Here is an 18103-nt window from a genome sequence, read left to right as displayed (position 1 = left end):
TTAGGGTCTTGGCATTGATAAACACAAAAGGCGCTCTCGTTTCGGGGGCGTTTTTTGTTTTGGTCTCATGGGCTTATTTCCGCGTAGGCCTGCGGCGGCGCAGCATCTGTGCTTGAGCGCGCGCAGTGTCACGCGTAAACTCAACCTATGAATGATCACAAGCTGCCCACCATGCCTCAACCTCCAGCTCGACCGCGTACCTTGACGTGGGGCGGGCGTTTGGCGCTTGTGGCTTTTGTTGTGGTAGCAATTTCGGTTGTTTGGGTCACGAATCTGCTGTTGACCGAACGCCACACGATTTTAACGCGCAACCGCGCTGAAGTGCGCCAAGCGCTGTATTCGGGCAACCTGTTGTCCGAGTTACAGCGTACATCCATCGTGCCGATTTTGCTGTCGCGCGACCCCGTTTTGGTGAGCGCGCTGAACACTGATGATTACACACAAACCTCGCAACATTTGATTTCTTACATCGAGGAAATCGGCGCGGCGGCGATTTTGTTGCTGGATGAAAGCGGACGTGTTGTGGCCGCCACCGACAGAGGGTTGTTGGGCACCAATGGACGCCAAGAGCCGAGTTTCATTGATGCTTTGCGTTCGAATGAAACGATTTTCAACGCCACCCAGCGCGCAGGCGGCGGGTATCAATTCACTTATAGTCGTAAGATTGACGTCGGCGGGGCGCTGGTGGGCGTGATCGTTGTGCAGGTCGATTTGGCCAAGTTTGAGAAAAGTTGGTCGGGTATTTCTGACGCTGTGATTGTGATCAATTCGGACAATCAGATCATTCTTTCAACGGAACCTCGCTGGCGGTCCAAGACCGAAGCCGAAGCCCTGTCTGTCACAGATGCGCCCACGGCGATCGAGCGCGCGTTTCGGTTGACAACGGATTGGAATTCAACGCCTGCCGAAGTATATTTGGGTGGTGAGGCGGTGATGCGGCTGGAAAATCGTATCCCGTTTCGGGGCTGGCGTATGGCGTCTTTCACCACCTACAGTTCGGTTCGCGAAAAGGTGAACGGGGTTTTGGCGCTGGAAATCATGGGATTTGCCATTCTTCTGGCGGGGGTTTTCTATCTGACCTCGCGGCGGGCGATGTCGCAGGCGGGGCTTTTTCAACAAGAATCGGCGGGGCTTCGCCAGCTCAACGCAGCGCTGCAGCGGGAAATTGCCGAACGCAAACGCGCTGAACGCAGCCTTGAAGTGGCCGAACAGACCTTGCTGCAATCGTCGAAATTGGCGGTGCTTGGCGAGATGTCGGCGGCGGTGTCGCATGAGCTGAACCAGCCACTGGCGGCGATGAAAACCTATCTGGCGGGGGCCAAGCTATTGCTACAAAGAAAGCGGCCCGATGAAGCGCTGGCCTCTTTCGGGCGGATCGACGATTTGATTGACCGCATGGGGGCGATCACGCGCCAGTTGAAATCCTATGCGCGTAAGGGTTCGGACCACTTGGAACCCATAGATTTAAGGGATTGCGTGGCCTCAGCCCTGTCGATGATGGAACCGCAGATGCGCCAAAGATCGGTGGAAATCACCCGCACCTTGCCGCCAGAACCGGTGATCGTTCAGGGCGATCGGGTGCGGTTGGAACAGGTTTTGGTGAACCTGCTGCGCAATGCGTTTGACGCGTCAAAAAACGTAGCAGAGCCGCAGATCGGTATCTTGGTCGCAGGCGGCGCGCAGGCGTCGGTCTTGGTGCGTGACAACGGGACAGGAATCCAAGATTTGGACACGATGTTTGAACCATTTTACACCACCAAAGCCCCCGGCGATGGTGTCGGGCTGGGGCTTGCCATTTCCTCTGGTATCGTCAACGAGTTGGGGGGACGGCTCACCGCGCGCAATTGGAGCAATGGGGGGGCTGAATTTGAAATGATCCTTCCTATGTCTGAAGAGGGCTTGGCTGCCGCGCAGTAAGCGACCACATACACAGGCATAAGAACAAGAATACCTTTGGGGGCTCTCAAAGGGGAAAGACTAGGAGAATAGGTTTCATGGCAACTGCAATGAAGATCGCGATCGTCGATGACGAGCAAGATATGCGCCAATCGATCAGTCAATGGTTGGCCTTGTCTGGATTTGACACGGAAACCTTTGCCAGTGCAGAGGATGCGCTGAAATCGCTCGGGCCTGATTATCCAGGCGCGATCATTTCGGACATCAAAATGCCGGGCATGGACGGGATGCAGTTTTTGAAAAAGCTGATGTCCGTGGATTCAGGGCTGCCGGTGATCATGATCACTGGGCACGGCGATGTGCCGATGGCGGTCGAGGCCATGCGTGTCGGGGCGTTTGATTTCTTGGAAAAACCGTTCAACCCTGATCGCATGACGGAACTGGCGAAAAAGGCCACGAATGCGCGGCGTTTGACGCTTGATAACCGCGCGCTGCGCCGTGAACTGTCAGATGGCACAGGGCTGATGAAAAAGCTGATCGGCGCCTCGCCGGTGATGGAACGTCTGCGCGAAGATATTTTAGACCTCGGTCAAGCCGATGGGCATGTGTTGATCGATGGCGAAACCGGCACAGGCAAAACGCTTGTGGCCCATGCTTTGCACGCTGTCGGGGCGCGGGCCAATAAGAAATTCGTGACATTTACCTGCGCGGGGCGCGAAGAACACGAGTTGGCCAAGCGCTTGTTTGGGCCTGATCCTGACGGGCAAATCATTCCGTTGATCGAAGAGGCACGCGGCGGCACGCTCGTGTTGGAAGATATCGAAGCTCTGCCAGCCGATTTGCAAGCGCGATTGCTGTCTTGGATGGATGATCAAGGCACGCCACCAGAAACCCGCGTGATCGCAATTTGTAACCTGCAAGAGCAGGGCAAGACCTGCGAATCTGCGCTGCGTGCCGATCTGTATTTCCGTTTGGCAGCGATGAAAATCACGCTGCCACCATTGCGTGCGCGCGGCGAAGATATTTTGCTGTTGTTCACGCAATTGTCGCAGCAATTTTCCGAAGAATACGGTTGCGAGGCCCGCGAAGTGGCAGCACAGGAAGCGGCACAATTGTTGCAAGCCCCTTGGCCGGGCAATATCCGTCAGTTGATCAACGTGGCTGAACGCGCCGTGCTGCAAAACCGGCGCGGATCGGGCTCTATCGCCTCGCTGTTGTTGTCCGAGGGCGATGATGTCGAGCAGCAAACTATGACGACTGAGGGCAAGCCGCTGAAAGAATATGTGGAAGCCTTCGAGCGGATGTTGATCGACAACACCATGCGTCGCCACAAAGGGTCTATTGTCTCTGTGATGGACGAGCTGTGTTTGCCGCGTCGTACCCTGAATGAGAAAATGGCCAAATATAGCCTGCAAAGGTCTGATTACCTTGGATAATATGACATACCAATGGGGCGCGCCCCAAATGCCGCACGGCTGGACGCCTCAGGGGTATCTGTTCGATATGGACGGGCTGCTGCTGGACACCGAACGGGTAGGCCAGCAGGCGTTTGTGATGGCTTGCGCCGATTTGGACATCGATGACAGCGAGGCTCGGCGGTTTTTCCTGTCTTTGATCGGAGGATCCTTGCCGGGCAATACGGCCAAGACGAAACTGTGGTTGCAAGGTCGTATGGATGTGTTGGAATTTGTTGCTGCCTTTAATGGACATAAAACGGATCTGATGCGTGAAAACGTGCCGTTGCGCCCTTACGTGGGCGAGGTGTTCGAACGCTTGGCAAAGGCGGGTGCCAAAATGGCGGTGGTGACATCGACCATCGGCGTTGCCGCGCGCCACGAGCTAGAGCAGGCGGGTCTGCTGAAATATCTGGTGGCGGTGGTCGCAGGCGATGAGGTTACGGCCAACAAACCCGATCCTGCGCCATATTTACAAGGGGCGGCGGCTTTGGGGCTTGAACCATCGGATTGCGCGGCGTTTGAAGACAGTGACACAGGTATTCGCGCGGCTATGGCGGCGGGATGCCGTGCGGTGCAGATACCGGATATGCGGCCTGAAAACACGCCCTTGCCGGATTTGGGCCAAGGGGTTGCATCCGATTTGAAAGCGGCGTTGACGCTGGTCTCGCCGATATTTCAAACTGTCAGCGCTTAGAGCGCGGATGCTGAACGGGGCTTTGGCCTGAGGCTAATCACCTGACACGAAACGGGGCCCCAAAATGGAGGCCCCGTATTTAATTTTTTAAAGCGTCTGTCGCTTGATTTATTTCAGGCCCATGCAAGAAGCATAGTATGTGACTGTTGCAGGCCAGTCAGAAAAGACACCTTTGACGCCAGCGTCCATCGCCAAAGCGTCGAGCACCTCAAAGTAGTCGCCGTCATTGTTCATCGCTTCTGTCACGGATTGGAAATACCAACCGCCACCTGTGGCCAAGGGACCAGAGCGTTCCAGAGACCAAGAAATCAGATCAAGACCTGCTTCTTTCGCCGCTTTTGCATAGTTTGAAGCAACGATTTTATCGCCATCATTTACAACAAGCATGTTAATAGAGGGGGCCAAGTTGTTGACGCCTGCGGCTTTCAAAGCGGTGAAGTCTTCTTTCCATGTGTTTGCATCTTGTGGGTCAAAACCGTCAGTGGCTTCCACAAGGAACACAGCGTTCGCGCCAAATTCAGGCTCGGCTTTGATCCAGTACAGCACATCGTTCAGATCGAAAGACTGGGCGAAGACGTCTGACGCTGGAATACCTGCGTCTTTGTATTCGTTGATCAGCTTTTGCGCGTAGTCTTCTTGCGTGAAGCCGTCGAATGGCATCTCGACAGAAGGCGATTTCAATTCAGGTGTGAATTTCGCGCCCAAAGATTTGAACAAAGCGATGGAGTCTTTATGCGACAACAACGTGCCGGTTGTGGCGTAAAGATCTGTGCGGAAAGACGCTGTGGCATCCATGTACTGCTCAACTGTGGTCGCAGAAGAATTGCCTGCGTCCATTTTGCCGTTCAGTGTTTTGTATTCAGCCAATGTGATGTCTGACGTGCGGCATTCGACTTGTGCAGATGTATCACCGCTTGCTGGGGTGAAAGGCGTTGTACATTGCGCGCCCAAATCTGTGGCAAGAATGTTTGTGGTTGTGTGCAGGTCGTTTTGCGCGTGGCGGCAAACCAGTTCTTTGTCTTTGGTGAAAGCAACGTCACATTCCATGATGCCAGCGCCCATCAAGAAACCAGCACGGTTGGCTTGTTCTGTGTGCTCAGGGAACATCAACGGCGCGCCGCGGTGCGCGATTGAAAAGTCTGTGCGTACAGGTTCCATTGCGGCACAGGCTTCCAACGCGTCTTTCAGCGGGCTCTCGTCCATCGTGGAGATCAAGTAAGCAGGGCGTGGGCCAAGTTCGATACGGGCTTGGTCCATGTCTTGTGCAAGGGCTGGCGCAGCGCAAGTCAGTGCAAGAAGGGAAATCCCGAGGTGTAAACGTGTCATATGATAGTCCTGTTTGAAGTCAAAAACGCAAGACAATGCCTGTTGGGGCTAAATGGATGCCCAATAAGCACGATCGGATGCGCTATAGCTGATTGATTTTCGTGACGATCCCGCGACGAGGCTGCGACGGTTGTATGACAGTGGTGACACTATTGCGTGACGCTTTGATGCGCTGCAGGGAGAGCTGTTTTTCAAGCCCGTCAAATCAAAGTGGCCTTAACTTTTTGAAACCACTCAAGACTACTTGTTGGGCACTCATAGAGGCAAACGACAGGCTTTGTGAAATTGCATGTTGTATTTGTCCACAGGGACCACTACTGATTAGGGATGCACATGTGCCAAACGCCTTTCGCGTCAGACACAGTGCTTTGACAAATTCGCTGCAAGCAAGCGTTGGGCATGGCACCAAACGACAGTGTGCCACCCGCTTACATCGCAGACCGATAGCGCCCTGAGGCATGACAAAGCCCCGCGGCACAGCAACGCCCACGCCTCTGATAATAGGGCGCATGGGTTTCATGAATGGGCGCCTCAACCTTTTGTTTGATGTGCGCCGGAGAAGAAACGCGATGCAACGCGCACAGGCAAATATAGAGTTGAATGAGGGCGCTCGCGTCCCCGCTCCTTTGCCCGCGATTGCCAACGCCCCCAACAATCACCTCCAATTTCGCTCGCCCACCTCTTTGAGGGACGGGCCGATTGCGGGTGCCGAAAGAATAAAATGGCTAAAAAGATGCTTATCGATGCCACCCACGCGGAAGAAACCCGCGTTGTGGTGGTTGACGGAAACAAGGTCGAGGAATTCGACTTTGAATCTGAAAACAAACGCCAAATCGCTGGCAACATTTATCTCGCAAAAGTAACACGGGTCGAACCCTCGCTTCAGGCGGCTTTCGTTGATTACGGCGGGAATCGCCACGGGTTCTTGGCGTTCTCAGAGATTCACCCAGATTACTACCAAATTCCTGTGGCCGACCGCGAAGCGCTTATGGCTGAAGAACTGGCCCACGCGAAAGCCCAAGAGGAAGAAGACGAAAAGCCCACACGCACCCGTCGCCGCTCGCGGTCACGGTCACGCAGCAAGGCCGAAGAAACGGTATCAGATGATGCAGTCGCGACGGCTGAGGTTGCGAGTGCTGAGGGCGAAACAGATGCGACAGCTGCGGTTGAAACAAACACAGCCTCTGGCATGGATGTTGTTGAACCTGACCTGAGCGCCGAAGATGCTTTGATCGCGGATGCCAGCTCAGACAGCAGTGCAGACAGCAGCTATGGTGCGGTTGAAGAGGGCACATCGCCCGCCTTTACGGTGCAAGACACACCTGTTGAGGAACCCGTTGATGCGGCTTCTGATGAGGCGCAATCAGATGACGTGACACCTAAGGATGACACTGAAACAGTGGCAGTCACCGATGCTGAGAGTGCCGATGACGACAGCGCCAATGATGACGACGATGATGATGAGGCCGAAACCGCATCTGAAAAAGATTCAAGCATCGAAAACGTCGCCGACGATGACACGCATGAAGACATCCGCCCGCGTCGCAAGGCACGCGCACGTCGTTACAAAATTCAAGAAGTCATCAAAGTTCGCCAGATTCTGTTGATCCAAGTGGTCAAAGAGGAACGCGGCAACAAAGGCGCGGCCTTGACCACATACCTGTCATTGGCGGGACGTTACTGTGTCTTGATGCCAAACACGGCCCGTGGTGGCGGTATTTCCCGCAAGATCACCAACGCAGCAGACCGCAAGAAACTCAAAGAAATTGCCACTGAAATGGACGTGCCACAGGGCGCAGGTCTGATCGTGCGCACGGCGGGTGCGCAGCGCACCAAGACCGAAATCAAGCGCGATTACGATTACCTTAAACGCATGTGGGAACAGATCCGCGAACTGACATTGAAATCAGTCGCACCAGCGCAAATCTATGAAGAAGGCGATCTGATCAAACGTTCGATCCGTGATCTGTATTCTAAAGAGATTGACGAAGTGATTGTCGAAGGCGATGCGGGCTTCCGCACGGCCAAAGACTTTATGCGTATGATTATGCCGACCCACGCGAAAAACGTGACGAATTACCGCGAAAATCTGCCGTTGTTCGCCCGCTACCAAGTGGAAAGCTACCTCGGATCGATGTTTAATCCGACGGTTCAGTTGAAATCTGGCGGCTATATCGTGATCGAAGTGACCGAGGCTTTGGTCTCTGTCGATGTGAACTCTGGACGCTCCACCAAAGAGGGCTCCATTGAGGACACAGCGCTGAAAACCAACCTTGAGGCCGCCGAAGAACTGGCCCGTCAAGCGCGCTTGCGTGACCTTGCTGGCCTGATCGTCATCGACTTTATCGACATGGAAGAGCGCCGCAATAACGCATCTGTTGAAAAGCGACTGAAAGACAAACTTAAAACCGATCGCGCCCGCATCCAAGTGGGTCGCATTTCAGGCTTTGGTTTGCTGGAAATGTCGCGTCAGCGTCTGCGTCCAGGGATGCTTGAGGCGACAACGCAGCCCTGTCACATCTGTCACGGCACGGGTCTGATCCGTTCTGATGACAATATGGCGCTGACCATTTTGCGCCAATTGGAAGAAGAGGGCACACGCCGTCGGTCCAAAGAAGTTCTGCTCAAAGCGCCTGTTGCGATTATCAACTATTTGATGAACATGAAGCGTGAAAACATTGCACAGATCGAAGCGCGTTACGGCATGGCCGTGCGTCTTGAGGCTGATCCGCATATGATTTCGCCGGACTTCACCATCGAGAAATTCAAAACTGCCACACGTGTGGTGCATGAGGTCGCGCATACGGCGATTTCTGCCTCTGCCGCTTTGATGGATGAAATCGACGACGATGTTGTCGAGGCCGAAGAGATCGAAGAGACCCAAGAAGAAGCCGCAGTTGCAACGCCGGCTGCTGAGGGCGAAGAAGATCAACCGAAAAAACGTCGTCGTCGTCGTCGCCGTCGTCGCAAAACGAGTGATCACGTTGAGGGGCAGACCGAAGGTGAAGAGAGCGGTGAGGCGGAAGCAACCTCATCTGAGGCTGAATCCAAGGATGTCGCAACCACCGATGCCGCGCCAGTTGAAGGTGAAGCAGCCTCTGACGAGACCAGCGAAGACAAGCCCAAACGCACGCGGACCCGCCGTTCACGCGGTGGTCGCAACAGATCCACTGCCAATGCGGAGACCTCTGAGGTCACCGAGGCTGTAGAAGGCGAGGCCCAAGCGGCCGAACCTGCGGTGTCTGAAGCGTCTGGTGCCAATGCCGATGCTGCGGTTGTAGATGAGGCCCCAGCAGAAAAGCCCAAACGCACACGGACCCGTCGTAAAAAGGCTGATCCTGTCGCTGAGGTTGCTGAGGTTGAGACAGCATCTGCTGAGACGCCATCTGAGCCTGTTGAGGCAGCTGCCGAGACATCTGAAGAGGCCCCCGCGGCAAAACCAAAGCGCACGCGCCGTAAAAAAGCGGAACCTGCGGCAGAAACTGTGGTCGCAGCCGAAGCTGTCGCAACGCAAGACGCTGCAGCAAAGCCCAAACCAAAGCGCAAGCGTCGCACCAAGGCTGAGATTGAAGCGGATAAAGCTGCGAAAGCGGCGGCGGCAGAAGCAGAAGCTGCGGCTGCACCGACTGTTGAGGCGGCTGTCGAGGCGGCACCAGCACCTGTCGAGGTGGAACCTGCTCCGGTTGCAACCAGTCCAGACCCTGTTGTCGCTGAAGCGGTTCCTGTTGTTAAGCAGCCCGCGCCAGAACCTGTTGCAGCACCTGAGGTGGTAGAGGCTGCAGTCGAGACCGCTCCCGCCGAGCCCGCAAAGCCTAAACGCAAAGGGTGGTGGAGTATCGGTTGATACGATACTGATATATTTATAGAAAAGGCGGCCAATTGATTTGGTCGCCTTTTTTGTATGTGCCGTGTTTGTATGTGCCGTGGTGGCGATTGTTACGGTGGACCACATGAAAGTGACCTTGCCGCGACCACGCGCCGCTTTTCATCAACGTGCCGTCGTGGCATGAGTGAAACATGTTTGGAATCGACCTCTTTGACGCGGGCCTTTTGCCTGCCATTTTCATAGCCTTGGCTGCAGGTATTGCCTCTTTTGTCAGTCCTTGCGTCTTGCCAATTGTGCCGCCCTATCTGGCCTATATGTCGGGTATTTCTATGGGCGAGTTGACCGATGAACATGCACCGCGCAAAGCCATCGTGCCAGCGCTGATGTTCGTTTTGGGCCTGTCGACAGTGTTTTTGTTTCTGGGGTTCACGGCGTCCTTTTTGGGCAGTTTTTTCCTGCAAAATCAGGTGCTTTTAAGTCGTATTTCGGGCGGTGTGATCATCATTCTAGGGCTGCATTTTCTGTCTGTGTTCCGCATTTCTATTTTGGACCGCGAAGCGCGACTTGATGCGGGCGACCAAGGGGGATCTTCCTTTGGTGCTTATGTGCTTGGCTTGGCGTTTGCCTTTGGCTGGACGCCTTGCATCGGTCCGCAACTGGGCGCGATCCTGTCGATTGCCGCCACCGAAGGCTCTGTCACACGCGGCACCGCTTTATTGGGTGTTTATGCCATCGGGCTTGGGGTGCCGTTTTTGTTGTCCGCCATCTTCATCACCCGTGCCATGTCGGTGATGAACCGCCTTAAACGCCATATGGGGCTGATCGAAAAGCTCATGGGCGCGTTACTGGTCTTTGTGGGCGTGATGCTTTTGACCGGCGCGTTTTCACGCTTCAGCTATTGGTTGCTCGAGACATTCCCTGCGTTGAGCGCTTTAGGGTGATACAGCTTACGCAATCTTAAAACTTACGCTAACATGCTGGCAAAACGTGGTTTCAGGCAGCGGATGGCGTAGATGGGAATAGCAGGCAATGACGAGGTTAAGCGGCGGCGGGTGTTTTACATCCCCGGTTATGATCCGATCCCGCCACGGCGCTACCGCGAGCTTTACCGCAAGGAAGGCGCCAAACAATCCGATATTTCCGGCTATGATTTAACGCTATCGCCGAAGTCCGGCGAACGTTTTGGCTGGTCCGTGGATGCGCAAATTGACGAAAGGCAAACTCGCAGCGAAATCGATGTGCTGGTTTGGTCCGATATTGTACAATCGAGCATGGATGCAGGGATTTTCAAGACCTACTGGATTTTGATCCGCACCGCTTGGATATACATTTCTACCGGCGCTTTGGGTGCATTGATGAAGCTGCGACGCGGGCCTGTTTTGGCGGCCTTATACCCTGTTTTGATCTTGCTGGTGCAACTGCTCATCGCTGTTGGTCTGTCATGGGGATTTTATGCGTTGCTTGGGGTTTGGGCAAAAACTGCTCTGCTCAAAGCGGGGGCAGGCGTGGCCGCGCTTTTGCTGGGTTACGGCATTTTGCGGTGGTTCAAGCGCAAAGACGGCAAGTTTTTCGCCTATTATTTGATGCATGATTACGGCTATTCCGCGCGCTGGCGTGGGGCTGAACCGCCTGAATTGATCGCGCGTCTCAAAGAGTTTCAAGACGATATCGCCGAGGCGATGACGCAAGATTGGGACGAGGTTCTGATCGTTGGGCATTCGTCCGGCGCGCATCTGGGCGTCAGCGTTTTGGCCAATTTGATCCGTGGGGGCCAAGTGCCAGCACGCGACACGGACACCGCGCCCAAGCTGTCGTTTTTGACATTGGGGCAGGTGGTGCCGATGGTCAGCTATCTGCCAGAGGCGAAAATTTTGCGCCGTGATTTGGCCTATTTATGCACCCGTGATGAGCTGTTCTGGCTTGATGTCACAGCCCCCGGCGACCCCTGTTCTTTTGCGCTATGTGATCCGGTCAAAGTCACGGGGGTTGCGCCCGATGATCAGAAATGGCCCTTGGTGATCTCAGCCGCTTTCACTCAAGCCCTGTCGCCAGAATTGTGGTCCACGCTTAAACGCAGGTTCTTCCGACTGCATTTTCAGTATCTGTGCGCCTTTGATCGCCCGCTCAGCTATGATTATTTCAAAATCACCGCAGGGCCGCAAACCTTGGCTGAGCGGTTCCAAAATCACGCGCCAACGCCCAGCCGCATCGATACGCCAGCCAATACATACACCGAGATGGCCCTATAATGTCACCGATGATTCCGCCAAAACCCACTGCGCGCCCCGATAAAACAACTTTGCGCAACTATGTGAAATTGTTTCGCAAAGACATCTTGTCGGCGCAGCCTGCCAAGCTGTATCGCGCATGGATGGCCGAGTTTCGCACGCCGTTTTTCCGGTCCTATTTGGTCAATCAGCCCAGTTTGATCAAACGGGTTCTCAACGAGCGGCCAATGGATTTCCCGAAATCTGCGCGCATCGCCGAAGGTCTGAAGCCGCTTTTGGGTGAGGGGTCTGTGTTTTTAACCAATGGTGAGGCGTGGAAGCGGCAAAGGCGCATCATCGATCCGGCATTTGAAGGCGGGCGGTTGCGCGACACATTCGAGGCCATGGTGGCCTCGGCGCAGTCTGCCGTGGCGCGGCTTGAAGGCCCGCAAGGCCCCATTGATGTTGAACCGCAGACATCCCATGCCGCAGCGGATGTGATTTTTCGCACGCTGTTTTCGATTCCGATTGAACATGAGATCGCGCGCGATGTCTTTGCCCAGTTTCAAGATCACCAACGCGAACAGCCGATTTTGAACATCGCAGCCTTTATCCCGCTGCCGGGCTGGATGCCGCGCTTTCACCGCAAACGCACCAAAGACACCGCCAAAACAATCCGCGCCCTGATCCGTACCCTGACAGACACCCGCATGGCCGAGATCAAAGCGGGCACGGCGCCCAATGATTTGGCGACCAAGATCATGACCACCGCCGACCCTGAAACAGGTCAGACCTTTACAGCTGATGAAATGGTCGATCAGGTGGCGATTTTCTTTTTGGCGGGGCATGAAACCTCCGCCTCCGCCTTGGCTTGGGCGCTGTGGTTGATCGCGGCAAACCCCGAGGTGCAAGATAAGGTCGCCGCAGAAGGGCTGGCCTTTGGCAACGATCCCGCGTTTTCCGACCTATCCAAGCTGCGCTATACCAAAGACGTGTTTCGCGAGACCCTGCGATTGTATCCGCCTGTACCGATGATGGTGCGCGAGACAACCTGCCCTGAACGGTTTCGCGAACGCGATGTGCCTGTAGGCAGTCAAATTGTGCTATCGCCTTGGCATGTGCAGCGGCACGAACGGTTTTGGGATGATCCAGACGCCTTTGACCCTGACAGGTTTAAAACCGACAACGGCAAGCAGTGCCTGCGCGATGCGTTTATACCGTTCTCATCTGGTCCGCGTGTTTGTACTGGCGCGGGTTTTGCCATGGTCGAGGGGCCATTGCTTTTGGCGATGATCGTCGGCGCATATAAGATCAAAACCGTCGCAGGGAAAACGCCGGTGCCTGTGGCGCATTTGACGGTGCGCTCGGGCGATGGGATTTGGCTGGAACTTGAGAAACGCGACAAAGCGTAAACAGGGCTGCTAGGCGGTTCTGTTCCGGCTGGCGTGGAATTGGCGAAACAGTTTCCTTGAATCTCCCCGTGAGGCTTGAGTGTGGCGAACCTTCGTTCTACATATTCCAAGACGACTTATTATAAAGGAGCGCCCTGATATGCGCGTGAACCAAGATCTCATCGACACAATCGGCAACACGCCATTGATCCGTCTCAAAGGCCCCTCTGAGGCCACGGGATGTGAGATTTTGGGCAAGGCCGAGTTCATGAACCCCGGTCAATCCGTGAAAGATCGCGCGGCGCTCTATATCATCAAAGACGCGGTGGCCAAGGGCCTGTTGAAACCGGGCGGCACCATTGTTGAGGGCACAGCCGGCAACACAGGCATCGGTTTGGCGTTGGTCGGCTCTGCTTTGGGCTTTCGCACGGTGATCGTGATTCCTGAAACGCAAAGCCAAGAGAAAAAAGACATGCTGCGTTTGGCGGGTGCTGAATTGGTGCAGGTCGCGGCCGCGCCTTACAAGAACCCGAACAACTATGTGCGCTATTCTGGTCGTCTGGCTGAACAACTTGCACGGGAAACCAATGAAGGCGTGATCTGGGCCAACCAGTTCGACAATACCGCCAACCGCCAAGCGCATATTGAAACAACAGGCCCTGAGATTTGGGCGCAAACAGACGGTAAGGTCGACGGCTTTATCTGTGCTGTTGGATCAGGCGGCACCCTTGCGGGTGTTGGCATGGCGTTGCAGCCTAAGGGCGTGAAAATCGGTTTGGCTGACCCTATGGGTGCAGCCTTGCACAGCTATTACACGACTGGCGAATTGAAGTCGGAAGGTGGCTCGATCACAGAAGGCATCGGGCAGGGGCGTATCACCGCCAACTTAGAGGGCTTCACACCTGATTTTTCCTACCAAGTGCCTGATGACGAAGCCTTACCTGTTGTGTTTGATTTGCTCGAACATGAGGGCCTGTGCCTTGGTGGGTCGTCTGGCGTGAACGTGGCTGGAGCGATGAAAATGGCCCGTGAAATGGGGCCTGGTCATACAATCGTAACTGTCTTGTGCGATTACGGCACGCGCTATCAGTCGAAACTGTTCAACCCTGAGTTCTTAAAAGAAAAAGGCCTACCTGTGCCCAAATGGCTTGATCATGGTCCACGCGCTTTGCCTGACGTTTACGAGGGCTGATGCGCACTCTGCTTTGCCGGTTCCTCATCGTTTTAACGCTGTGCCTGCCGCTTTCGCTGTGGGCACAAGACGCAAGCACGCCAAATTACACCGATTGGGACAGTTTTGCCAGCGGCGTCGAAACGGTGTTGCGCGAGGGGGCGCCTGATAACGCAACTCTTGAGGACACACGCGCCACATTGGTGACATGGCGCGGCGCATTTCTTGAGGCAGAAAGCGCCAATTCTGCTCGTATTCAAACCCTGCAAGCGCAGATCAAATCATTAGGCGCTGCACCCGAAGAGGGCGGTTCTGAACCCAATGATGTCGCTGTGCGGCGCACGGAATTGGCCAAACAGCTTGAGGCTGCGACAGCGCCCGTGCGCCAAGCCGAAGAGTCCTTTACCCGTGCGGATGGGTTGATCGGTGAAATCGATAGCATCATGATTTCGCGCCAAACCGAAGCGTTGATGGAGCTAGGCCCAACGCCGCTCAATCCTGTCATTTGGCCGCAAGCGATCAAGGACATTTCTGACACGGCGCTCACAGCATGGCGTGTCGGGTTTGCAAATCTGCTGAAACCAGCCGTGCAAGCCACGTTGAAAGCCAATGGCGCGAGCATTGTGTTCTTGACGATTTTGTCAGTGTTTTTATTGCTGCGCGGCCGTAAATATACGGATTTGGCCTCTCAAAAAGTTCAAAGCATTGTCAGCGGCCAAGCGGGCCGCGGCGTGTCCGATTTTGTTGGGTCCTTGGGACAGGTGATCGTGCCTGTGCTGGGACTGCTTGCCTTGGCGCAGGCGGCTAAAATCACTGGGGTTTTGGGCGAACGCGGTCAGGCGATTTCTGAAGCACTGCCCGAGATTGGCTTTGCCTTTTTCGCCGCAAGATGGCTGGCGACGCGCGTGCTTTACGCGACTGAAACCACCCAAGATAACTTTGACCTAAGCGCCACGCAGCAGCGTGAAGCCTCGGGCCATTTCACACTCATGGCCTTGATGCTGGCGCTCAATGCCTTGCTGGCCGATTTGGCTCAAATCGATGGGTATAGCGCGGGCAGCTTGAATGTTTTGCGCTTTCCTTTGGTGGTGTTGACGGCGTTCTCGCTGTTGCGCTTGGCGCAGATATTGATCTCGGTGGATCGCGTGCAAGAGGCGATGATGGGCCCGGTGGAGGCGGGCAGCCCCTCTGGTGGTTTCGTGGCGCTCATGACGCGATCAGTCGCAAAGATTTTGCGCCCAGCGGCGATGATTGCCGTTCTATTGGGGGCCGTTGGCTATATGCCCGCGGCCATCGGCATCGTCTATCCTGCGGTTTTATCCTTGGCGCTGCTGAGCGGATTGTTGGTCGCCTCGCGGTTTGTGTCTGACCTCTATTGCACCATCGTGCGGCGCGACACCGATCAGGCGGATGGCTTGGTGCCTGTGCTGATCTCGATTGCATTGTTTGCCGGCGCTGTGCCCTTGTTTGCTTTGATTTGGGGCATGCGACCCGATCAGCTTTGGGAAATTTGGACCTTGATGCAGCAGGGCATCCCCTTGGGCGATGCGCAATTGTCTATTCCTGATGTGCTAACTGTTTTGATTGTTTTTGCCATCGGGTTCGGGTTCACAAGGTTGCTCAAAGCGGCCTTGGCCTCGACGATCCTGCCCAAGACCAGATTGGATCGCGGCGGGCAACAGGCAGTTGTTTCTGGCACGGGTTATGTCGGGGTGTTCCTGTCTGCCGTTGTGGCGATTATGGCGGCTGGCATCGATCTGTCGGCCTTGGCGCTCGTGGCTGGGGCCTTGTCGGTGGGTATCGGTTTTGGTCTGCAAAACATCGTGCAAAACTTTGTTTCTGGCATCATTTTACTGATCGAACGCCCCGTGTCCAAGGGCGATTGGATCGAGGTGGGCGGCCAAATGGGCTTTGTGCGCGATATCTCTGTGCGCTCGACCCGTATCGAGACCTTTGACCGTACTGACGTGATCGTGCCCAATGCTGATCTGATTTCCAATTCGGTCACGAACTACACGCGCGGCAATTCTTTGGGGCGTGTGACACTCAAAATTGGCGTCGCCTACGGCACTGACACCCGCCGCGTTGAAACCATTTTGTACGAGATTATTGAGGCACAACCAGGCATCGTTTCAGGCCTGTCGCCGCAGGTCCTTTTCATCGGTTTTGGCGCCGATTCACTTGATTTCGAAGTGCGCGCGATTTTGGCGGACGTGACTACGATCATGAAAGTCACCAGCGACGTCAATCACCAGATCGCCAGTCGCTTCGTAGAAGAGAATATCGAAATCCCCTTCGCGCAGCGTGACATTTGGCTGCGCAATCCAGAAGTCTTGCATGGCAATAGCCCAAACAGCGCAGCAACACTTCACACTGAAACCAAGATCGAGCCCGCAACACAGGATCAGGACGCTGACACCAATGGCTCACAGCTAAAGGACGATGCGACGTGACCACAGCCCTATTTCGCGACGATGCCTATCTGCAAGATGCGCAAAGCACTGTCCGCGCGCATACGCCCGAGGGCGGCATTATTCTAGACGCCACAGTGTTTTATCCCACGGGCGGTGGACAGCCGGGGGACAGTGGGCGACTTGAATGGTCTGGCGGCGCGCTGAACATCGCGACATCCATCAAAGGCGATGGCGAAGACATTATTTTGGTCCCAGCAGAGCCTGCACCCTTGCCCCCTGTGGGCATGCTGGTCACCCAGCGTCTTGATTGGGTGCGACGCCATCGGCACATGCGGGTGCACACGGCCTTGCATCTGTTGTCTGTTGTGATCCCTCTGCCTGTCACGGGCGGGTCGATCAGTGCAGAAAAAGGTCGGCTTGATTTTGCGATGGACGCGCCACCTGAAGACAAAGCAGCACTTGAGGAAGCCCTTAACGCGCTCATCGAGCAAGACCTGAAAGTGACGGATACGTGGATCACTGATGACGAGCTTTTGGCGGATCCCTCTATCGTGAAAACCATGTCCGTGATGCCGCCAACGGGGCAGGGGCATGTGCGCTTGGTGCGTATTGGGGATGGAGACACAGAGGTTGATTTGCAACCCTGTGGTGGCACCCACGTGGCGCGCACCTCTGAAATCGGACGCATTCGCATTGGCAAGATCGAGAAAAAAGGTCGTATGAACCGACGGGTCGCCATTCACCTCGATTGATCCGTGAAAATCTATGCATTCACAGTGTGTTACGTCATTTTTGCGAAAAGCACTATTTTATAGGGAAAGGGGCTTGCCCCCCCCTGCGTGGTCGGTTAGAAATCGCGCCAACGGACAGGTGGCCGAGTGGTCGAAGGCGCACGCCTGGAAAGTGTGTAGGCGGGAGACCGTCTCCAGGGTTCGAATCCCTGTCTGTCCGCCATTTTAACTCATGTAATAATTTTAATTTTTACATGAAATCAAATACTTAAGCATATAATTCCCAACGCCTTCATCTTACCTCCCTTGATTTGCTACCCATTTTGCACCCCATTTTGCTACACAAAGCGAATGTTGGGGGCGCCAGTATGTCAAAACCTGTCTTGCGTGGAACGACTTGGTATTTAAAGCGACGTGTCCCAAAACGGTATGCGTCAGTCGAGCCGCGGCCTGTTGTTTGGCATAGCCTCAAAACCGATTCCTATGGTGTTGCGTTGCAAAAAATGGCTGGGGTCTGGCTGTCGTATATCGAAGGCTGGGAAGCGTGTCTCGCTGGGCGGGATGGCGATGCGGCAGAAAAGTTTCGCGCAGCGCAACAGTTGGCAGCTCTACGTGGATTTCAATTTTTATCAATCGATAGCGTTACACAGGCACCGTTGGATGAAGTTTTGCGGCGCGTTGAAGCGACGCAGACTGCCGATGGAGTGCCCGACGAGGTGATCGCATCGGCTCTGTTGGGGGTGGTTGAGGCACCGCAATTGCGGCTGTCAGACCTTGTCGGCCATGTCGAAACGCTTGCGGCCCATGACAATCGCTTCAAAATAGCGAACAAATGCGCTTGTGGCGCTCGCCTCGCCTGCGGGCTGTCAACAATTTGATTGCGGCTCTTGGCGAGGACCTGAACGTGGTTGATGTCGGTGGCGCAGAGGCACGCAAATTCAAGCGGTGGTGGCAAGCGCATGGCCGGCGAGGGGCAGTCCGCTCAGACTG

Annotated in this window: 12 protein-coding genes and 1 tRNA gene; 12 read left to right on the top strand and 1 reads right to left on the bottom strand. The window is 55.1% G+C overall.

Annotation, left to right across the window (positions count from 1 at the left end; translation table 11 throughout):
* The first annotated feature begins 171 nt into the window (after positions 1 to 171).
* The 3 genes from KO497_RS18615 to KO497_RS18605 all read left to right on the top strand — a co-directional run bounded on the left by KO497_RS18615 (position 172) and on the right by KO497_RS18605 (position 4047).
* Positions 172 to 1917, top strand: a complete 1746-nt coding sequence (locus KO497_RS18615) for a sensor histidine kinase (RefSeq protein ID WP_252729793.1) — start codon at positions 172 to 174, stop codon at positions 1915 to 1917.
* 77 nt (positions 1918 to 1994) lie between these two features.
* Complete coding sequence (locus KO497_RS18610; protein ID WP_215945466.1) at positions 1995 to 3332, top strand: sigma-54-dependent transcriptional regulator; 1338 nt, start codon at positions 1995 to 1997, stop codon at positions 3330 to 3332.
* A 1-nt stretch (position 3333) separates the two neighbouring features.
* Complete coding sequence (locus tag KO497_RS18605) at positions 3334 to 4047, top strand: HAD family hydrolase (protein WP_252729797.1); 714 nt, start codon at positions 3334 to 3336, stop codon at positions 4045 to 4047.
* A 108-nt stretch (positions 4048 to 4155) separates the two neighbouring features.
* On the opposite strand, the gene KO497_RS18600 is transcribed toward KO497_RS18605, so the two are convergent.
* Positions 4156 to 5373, bottom strand: a complete 1218-nt coding sequence (locus tag KO497_RS18600; RefSeq protein WP_215945464.1) for a glycerophosphodiester phosphodiesterase family protein — start codon at positions 5371 to 5373, stop codon at positions 4156 to 4158.
* A 721-nt stretch (positions 5374 to 6094) separates the two neighbouring features.
* On the opposite strand from KO497_RS18600, the gene KO497_RS18595 reads away from it, so the two are divergent.
* From KO497_RS18595 to KO497_RS18555, 9 genes are all read left to right on the top strand, one after another.
* Complete coding sequence (locus tag KO497_RS18595; RefSeq protein WP_215945463.1) at positions 6095 to 9217, top strand: Rne/Rng family ribonuclease; 3123 nt, start codon at positions 6095 to 6097, stop codon at positions 9215 to 9217.
* A gap of 173 nt (positions 9218 to 9390) precedes the next feature.
* A complete protein-coding gene (locus KO497_RS18590) occupies positions 9391 to 10140 on the top strand; it encodes a cytochrome c biogenesis CcdA family protein (protein WP_215945462.1) in 750 nt (249 codons plus the stop codon).
* A 72-nt stretch (positions 10141 to 10212) separates the two neighbouring features.
* Positions 10213 to 11448: a hypothetical protein gene (locus tag KO497_RS18585; protein WP_215945461.1), complete on the top strand. Its 1236-nt coding sequence runs from the start codon at positions 10213 to 10215 to the stop codon at positions 11446 to 11448.
* An 8-nt stretch (positions 11449 to 11456) separates the two neighbouring features.
* The gene (locus tag KO497_RS18580) at positions 11457 to 12818 is read left to right on the top strand and encodes a cytochrome P450 (RefSeq protein WP_215945543.1); all 1362 of its coding nucleotides are present in this window, start codon (positions 11457 to 11459) and stop codon (positions 12816 to 12818) included.
* A 139-nt stretch (positions 12819 to 12957) separates the two neighbouring features.
* Positions 12958 to 13989 carry a cysteine synthase A gene (locus KO497_RS18575; protein WP_215945460.1) on the top strand — a complete coding sequence of 344 codons (1032 nt, stop codon included), beginning with the start codon at positions 12958 to 12960 and terminating at the stop codon, positions 13987 to 13989.
* Entirely contained in the window at positions 13989 to 16421 is a 2433-nt protein-coding gene (locus tag KO497_RS18570; protein WP_215945459.1) for a DUF3772 domain-containing protein, read from the top strand. The genes KO497_RS18575 and KO497_RS18570 overlap by 1 nt, the downstream gene beginning before the upstream one ends.
* Positions 16418 to 17134 (top strand): alanyl-tRNA editing protein, encoded by a 717-nt coding sequence (locus tag KO497_RS18565; protein ID WP_215945458.1) that lies wholly within the window; start codon positions 16418 to 16420, stop codon positions 17132 to 17134. The genes KO497_RS18570 and KO497_RS18565 overlap by 4 nt, the downstream gene beginning before the upstream one ends.
* Before the next feature lie 112 nt (positions 17135 to 17246).
* Positions 17247 to 17336: transfer RNA gene (locus KO497_RS18560), tRNA-Ser, on the top strand.
* 145 nt (positions 17337 to 17481) lie between these two features.
* Complete coding sequence (locus KO497_RS18555) at positions 17482 to 17991, top strand: DUF6538 domain-containing protein (RefSeq protein WP_215945457.1); 510 nt, start codon at positions 17482 to 17484, stop codon at positions 17989 to 17991.
* Positions 17992 to 18103 lie beyond the last annotated feature (112 nt).

Source organism: Pacificibacter marinus, assembly GCF_018860665.1.
Taxonomy (GTDB): domain Bacteria; phylum Pseudomonadota; class Alphaproteobacteria; order Rhodobacterales; family Rhodobacteraceae; genus Celeribacter; species Celeribacter marinus_A.
This window is presented reverse-complemented; position numbering and strand designations above follow the sequence as displayed.

Bases quoted from the DNA above. Each gene is read 5' to 3' on its own strand.
- KO497_RS18615 (WP_252729793.1), top strand. From the start codon at position 172: ATGCCTCAACCTCCAGCTCGACCGCGTACCTTGACGTGGGGCGGGCGT.
- KO497_RS18610 (WP_215945466.1), top strand. From the start codon at position 1,995: ATGGCAACTGCAATGAAGATCGCGATCGTCGATGACGAGCAAGATATG.
- KO497_RS18605 (WP_252729797.1), top strand. From the start codon at position 3,334: ATGACATACCAATGGGGCGCGCCCCAAATGCCGCACGGCTGGACGCCT.
- KO497_RS18600 (WP_215945464.1), bottom strand. From the start codon at position 5,373: ATGACACGTTTACACCTCGGGATTTCCCTTCTTGCACTGACTTGCGCT.
- KO497_RS18595 (WP_215945463.1), top strand. From the start codon at position 6,095: ATGGCTAAAAAGATGCTTATCGATGCCACCCACGCGGAAGAAACCCGC.
- KO497_RS18590 (WP_215945462.1), top strand. From the start codon at position 9,391: ATGTTTGGAATCGACCTCTTTGACGCGGGCCTTTTGCCTGCCATTTTC.
- KO497_RS18585 (WP_215945461.1), top strand. From the start codon at position 10,213: ATGGGAATAGCAGGCAATGACGAGGTTAAGCGGCGGCGGGTGTTTTAC.
- KO497_RS18580 (WP_215945543.1), top strand. From the start codon at position 11,457: ATGATTCCGCCAAAACCCACTGCGCGCCCCGATAAAACAACTTTGCGC.
- KO497_RS18575 (WP_215945460.1), top strand. From the start codon at position 12,958: ATGCGCGTGAACCAAGATCTCATCGACACAATCGGCAACACGCCATTG.
- KO497_RS18570 (WP_215945459.1), top strand. From the start codon at position 13,989: ATGCGCACTCTGCTTTGCCGGTTCCTCATCGTTTTAACGCTGTGCCTG.
- KO497_RS18555 (WP_215945457.1), top strand. From the start codon at position 17,482: ATGTCAAAACCTGTCTTGCGTGGAACGACTTGGTATTTAAAGCGACGT.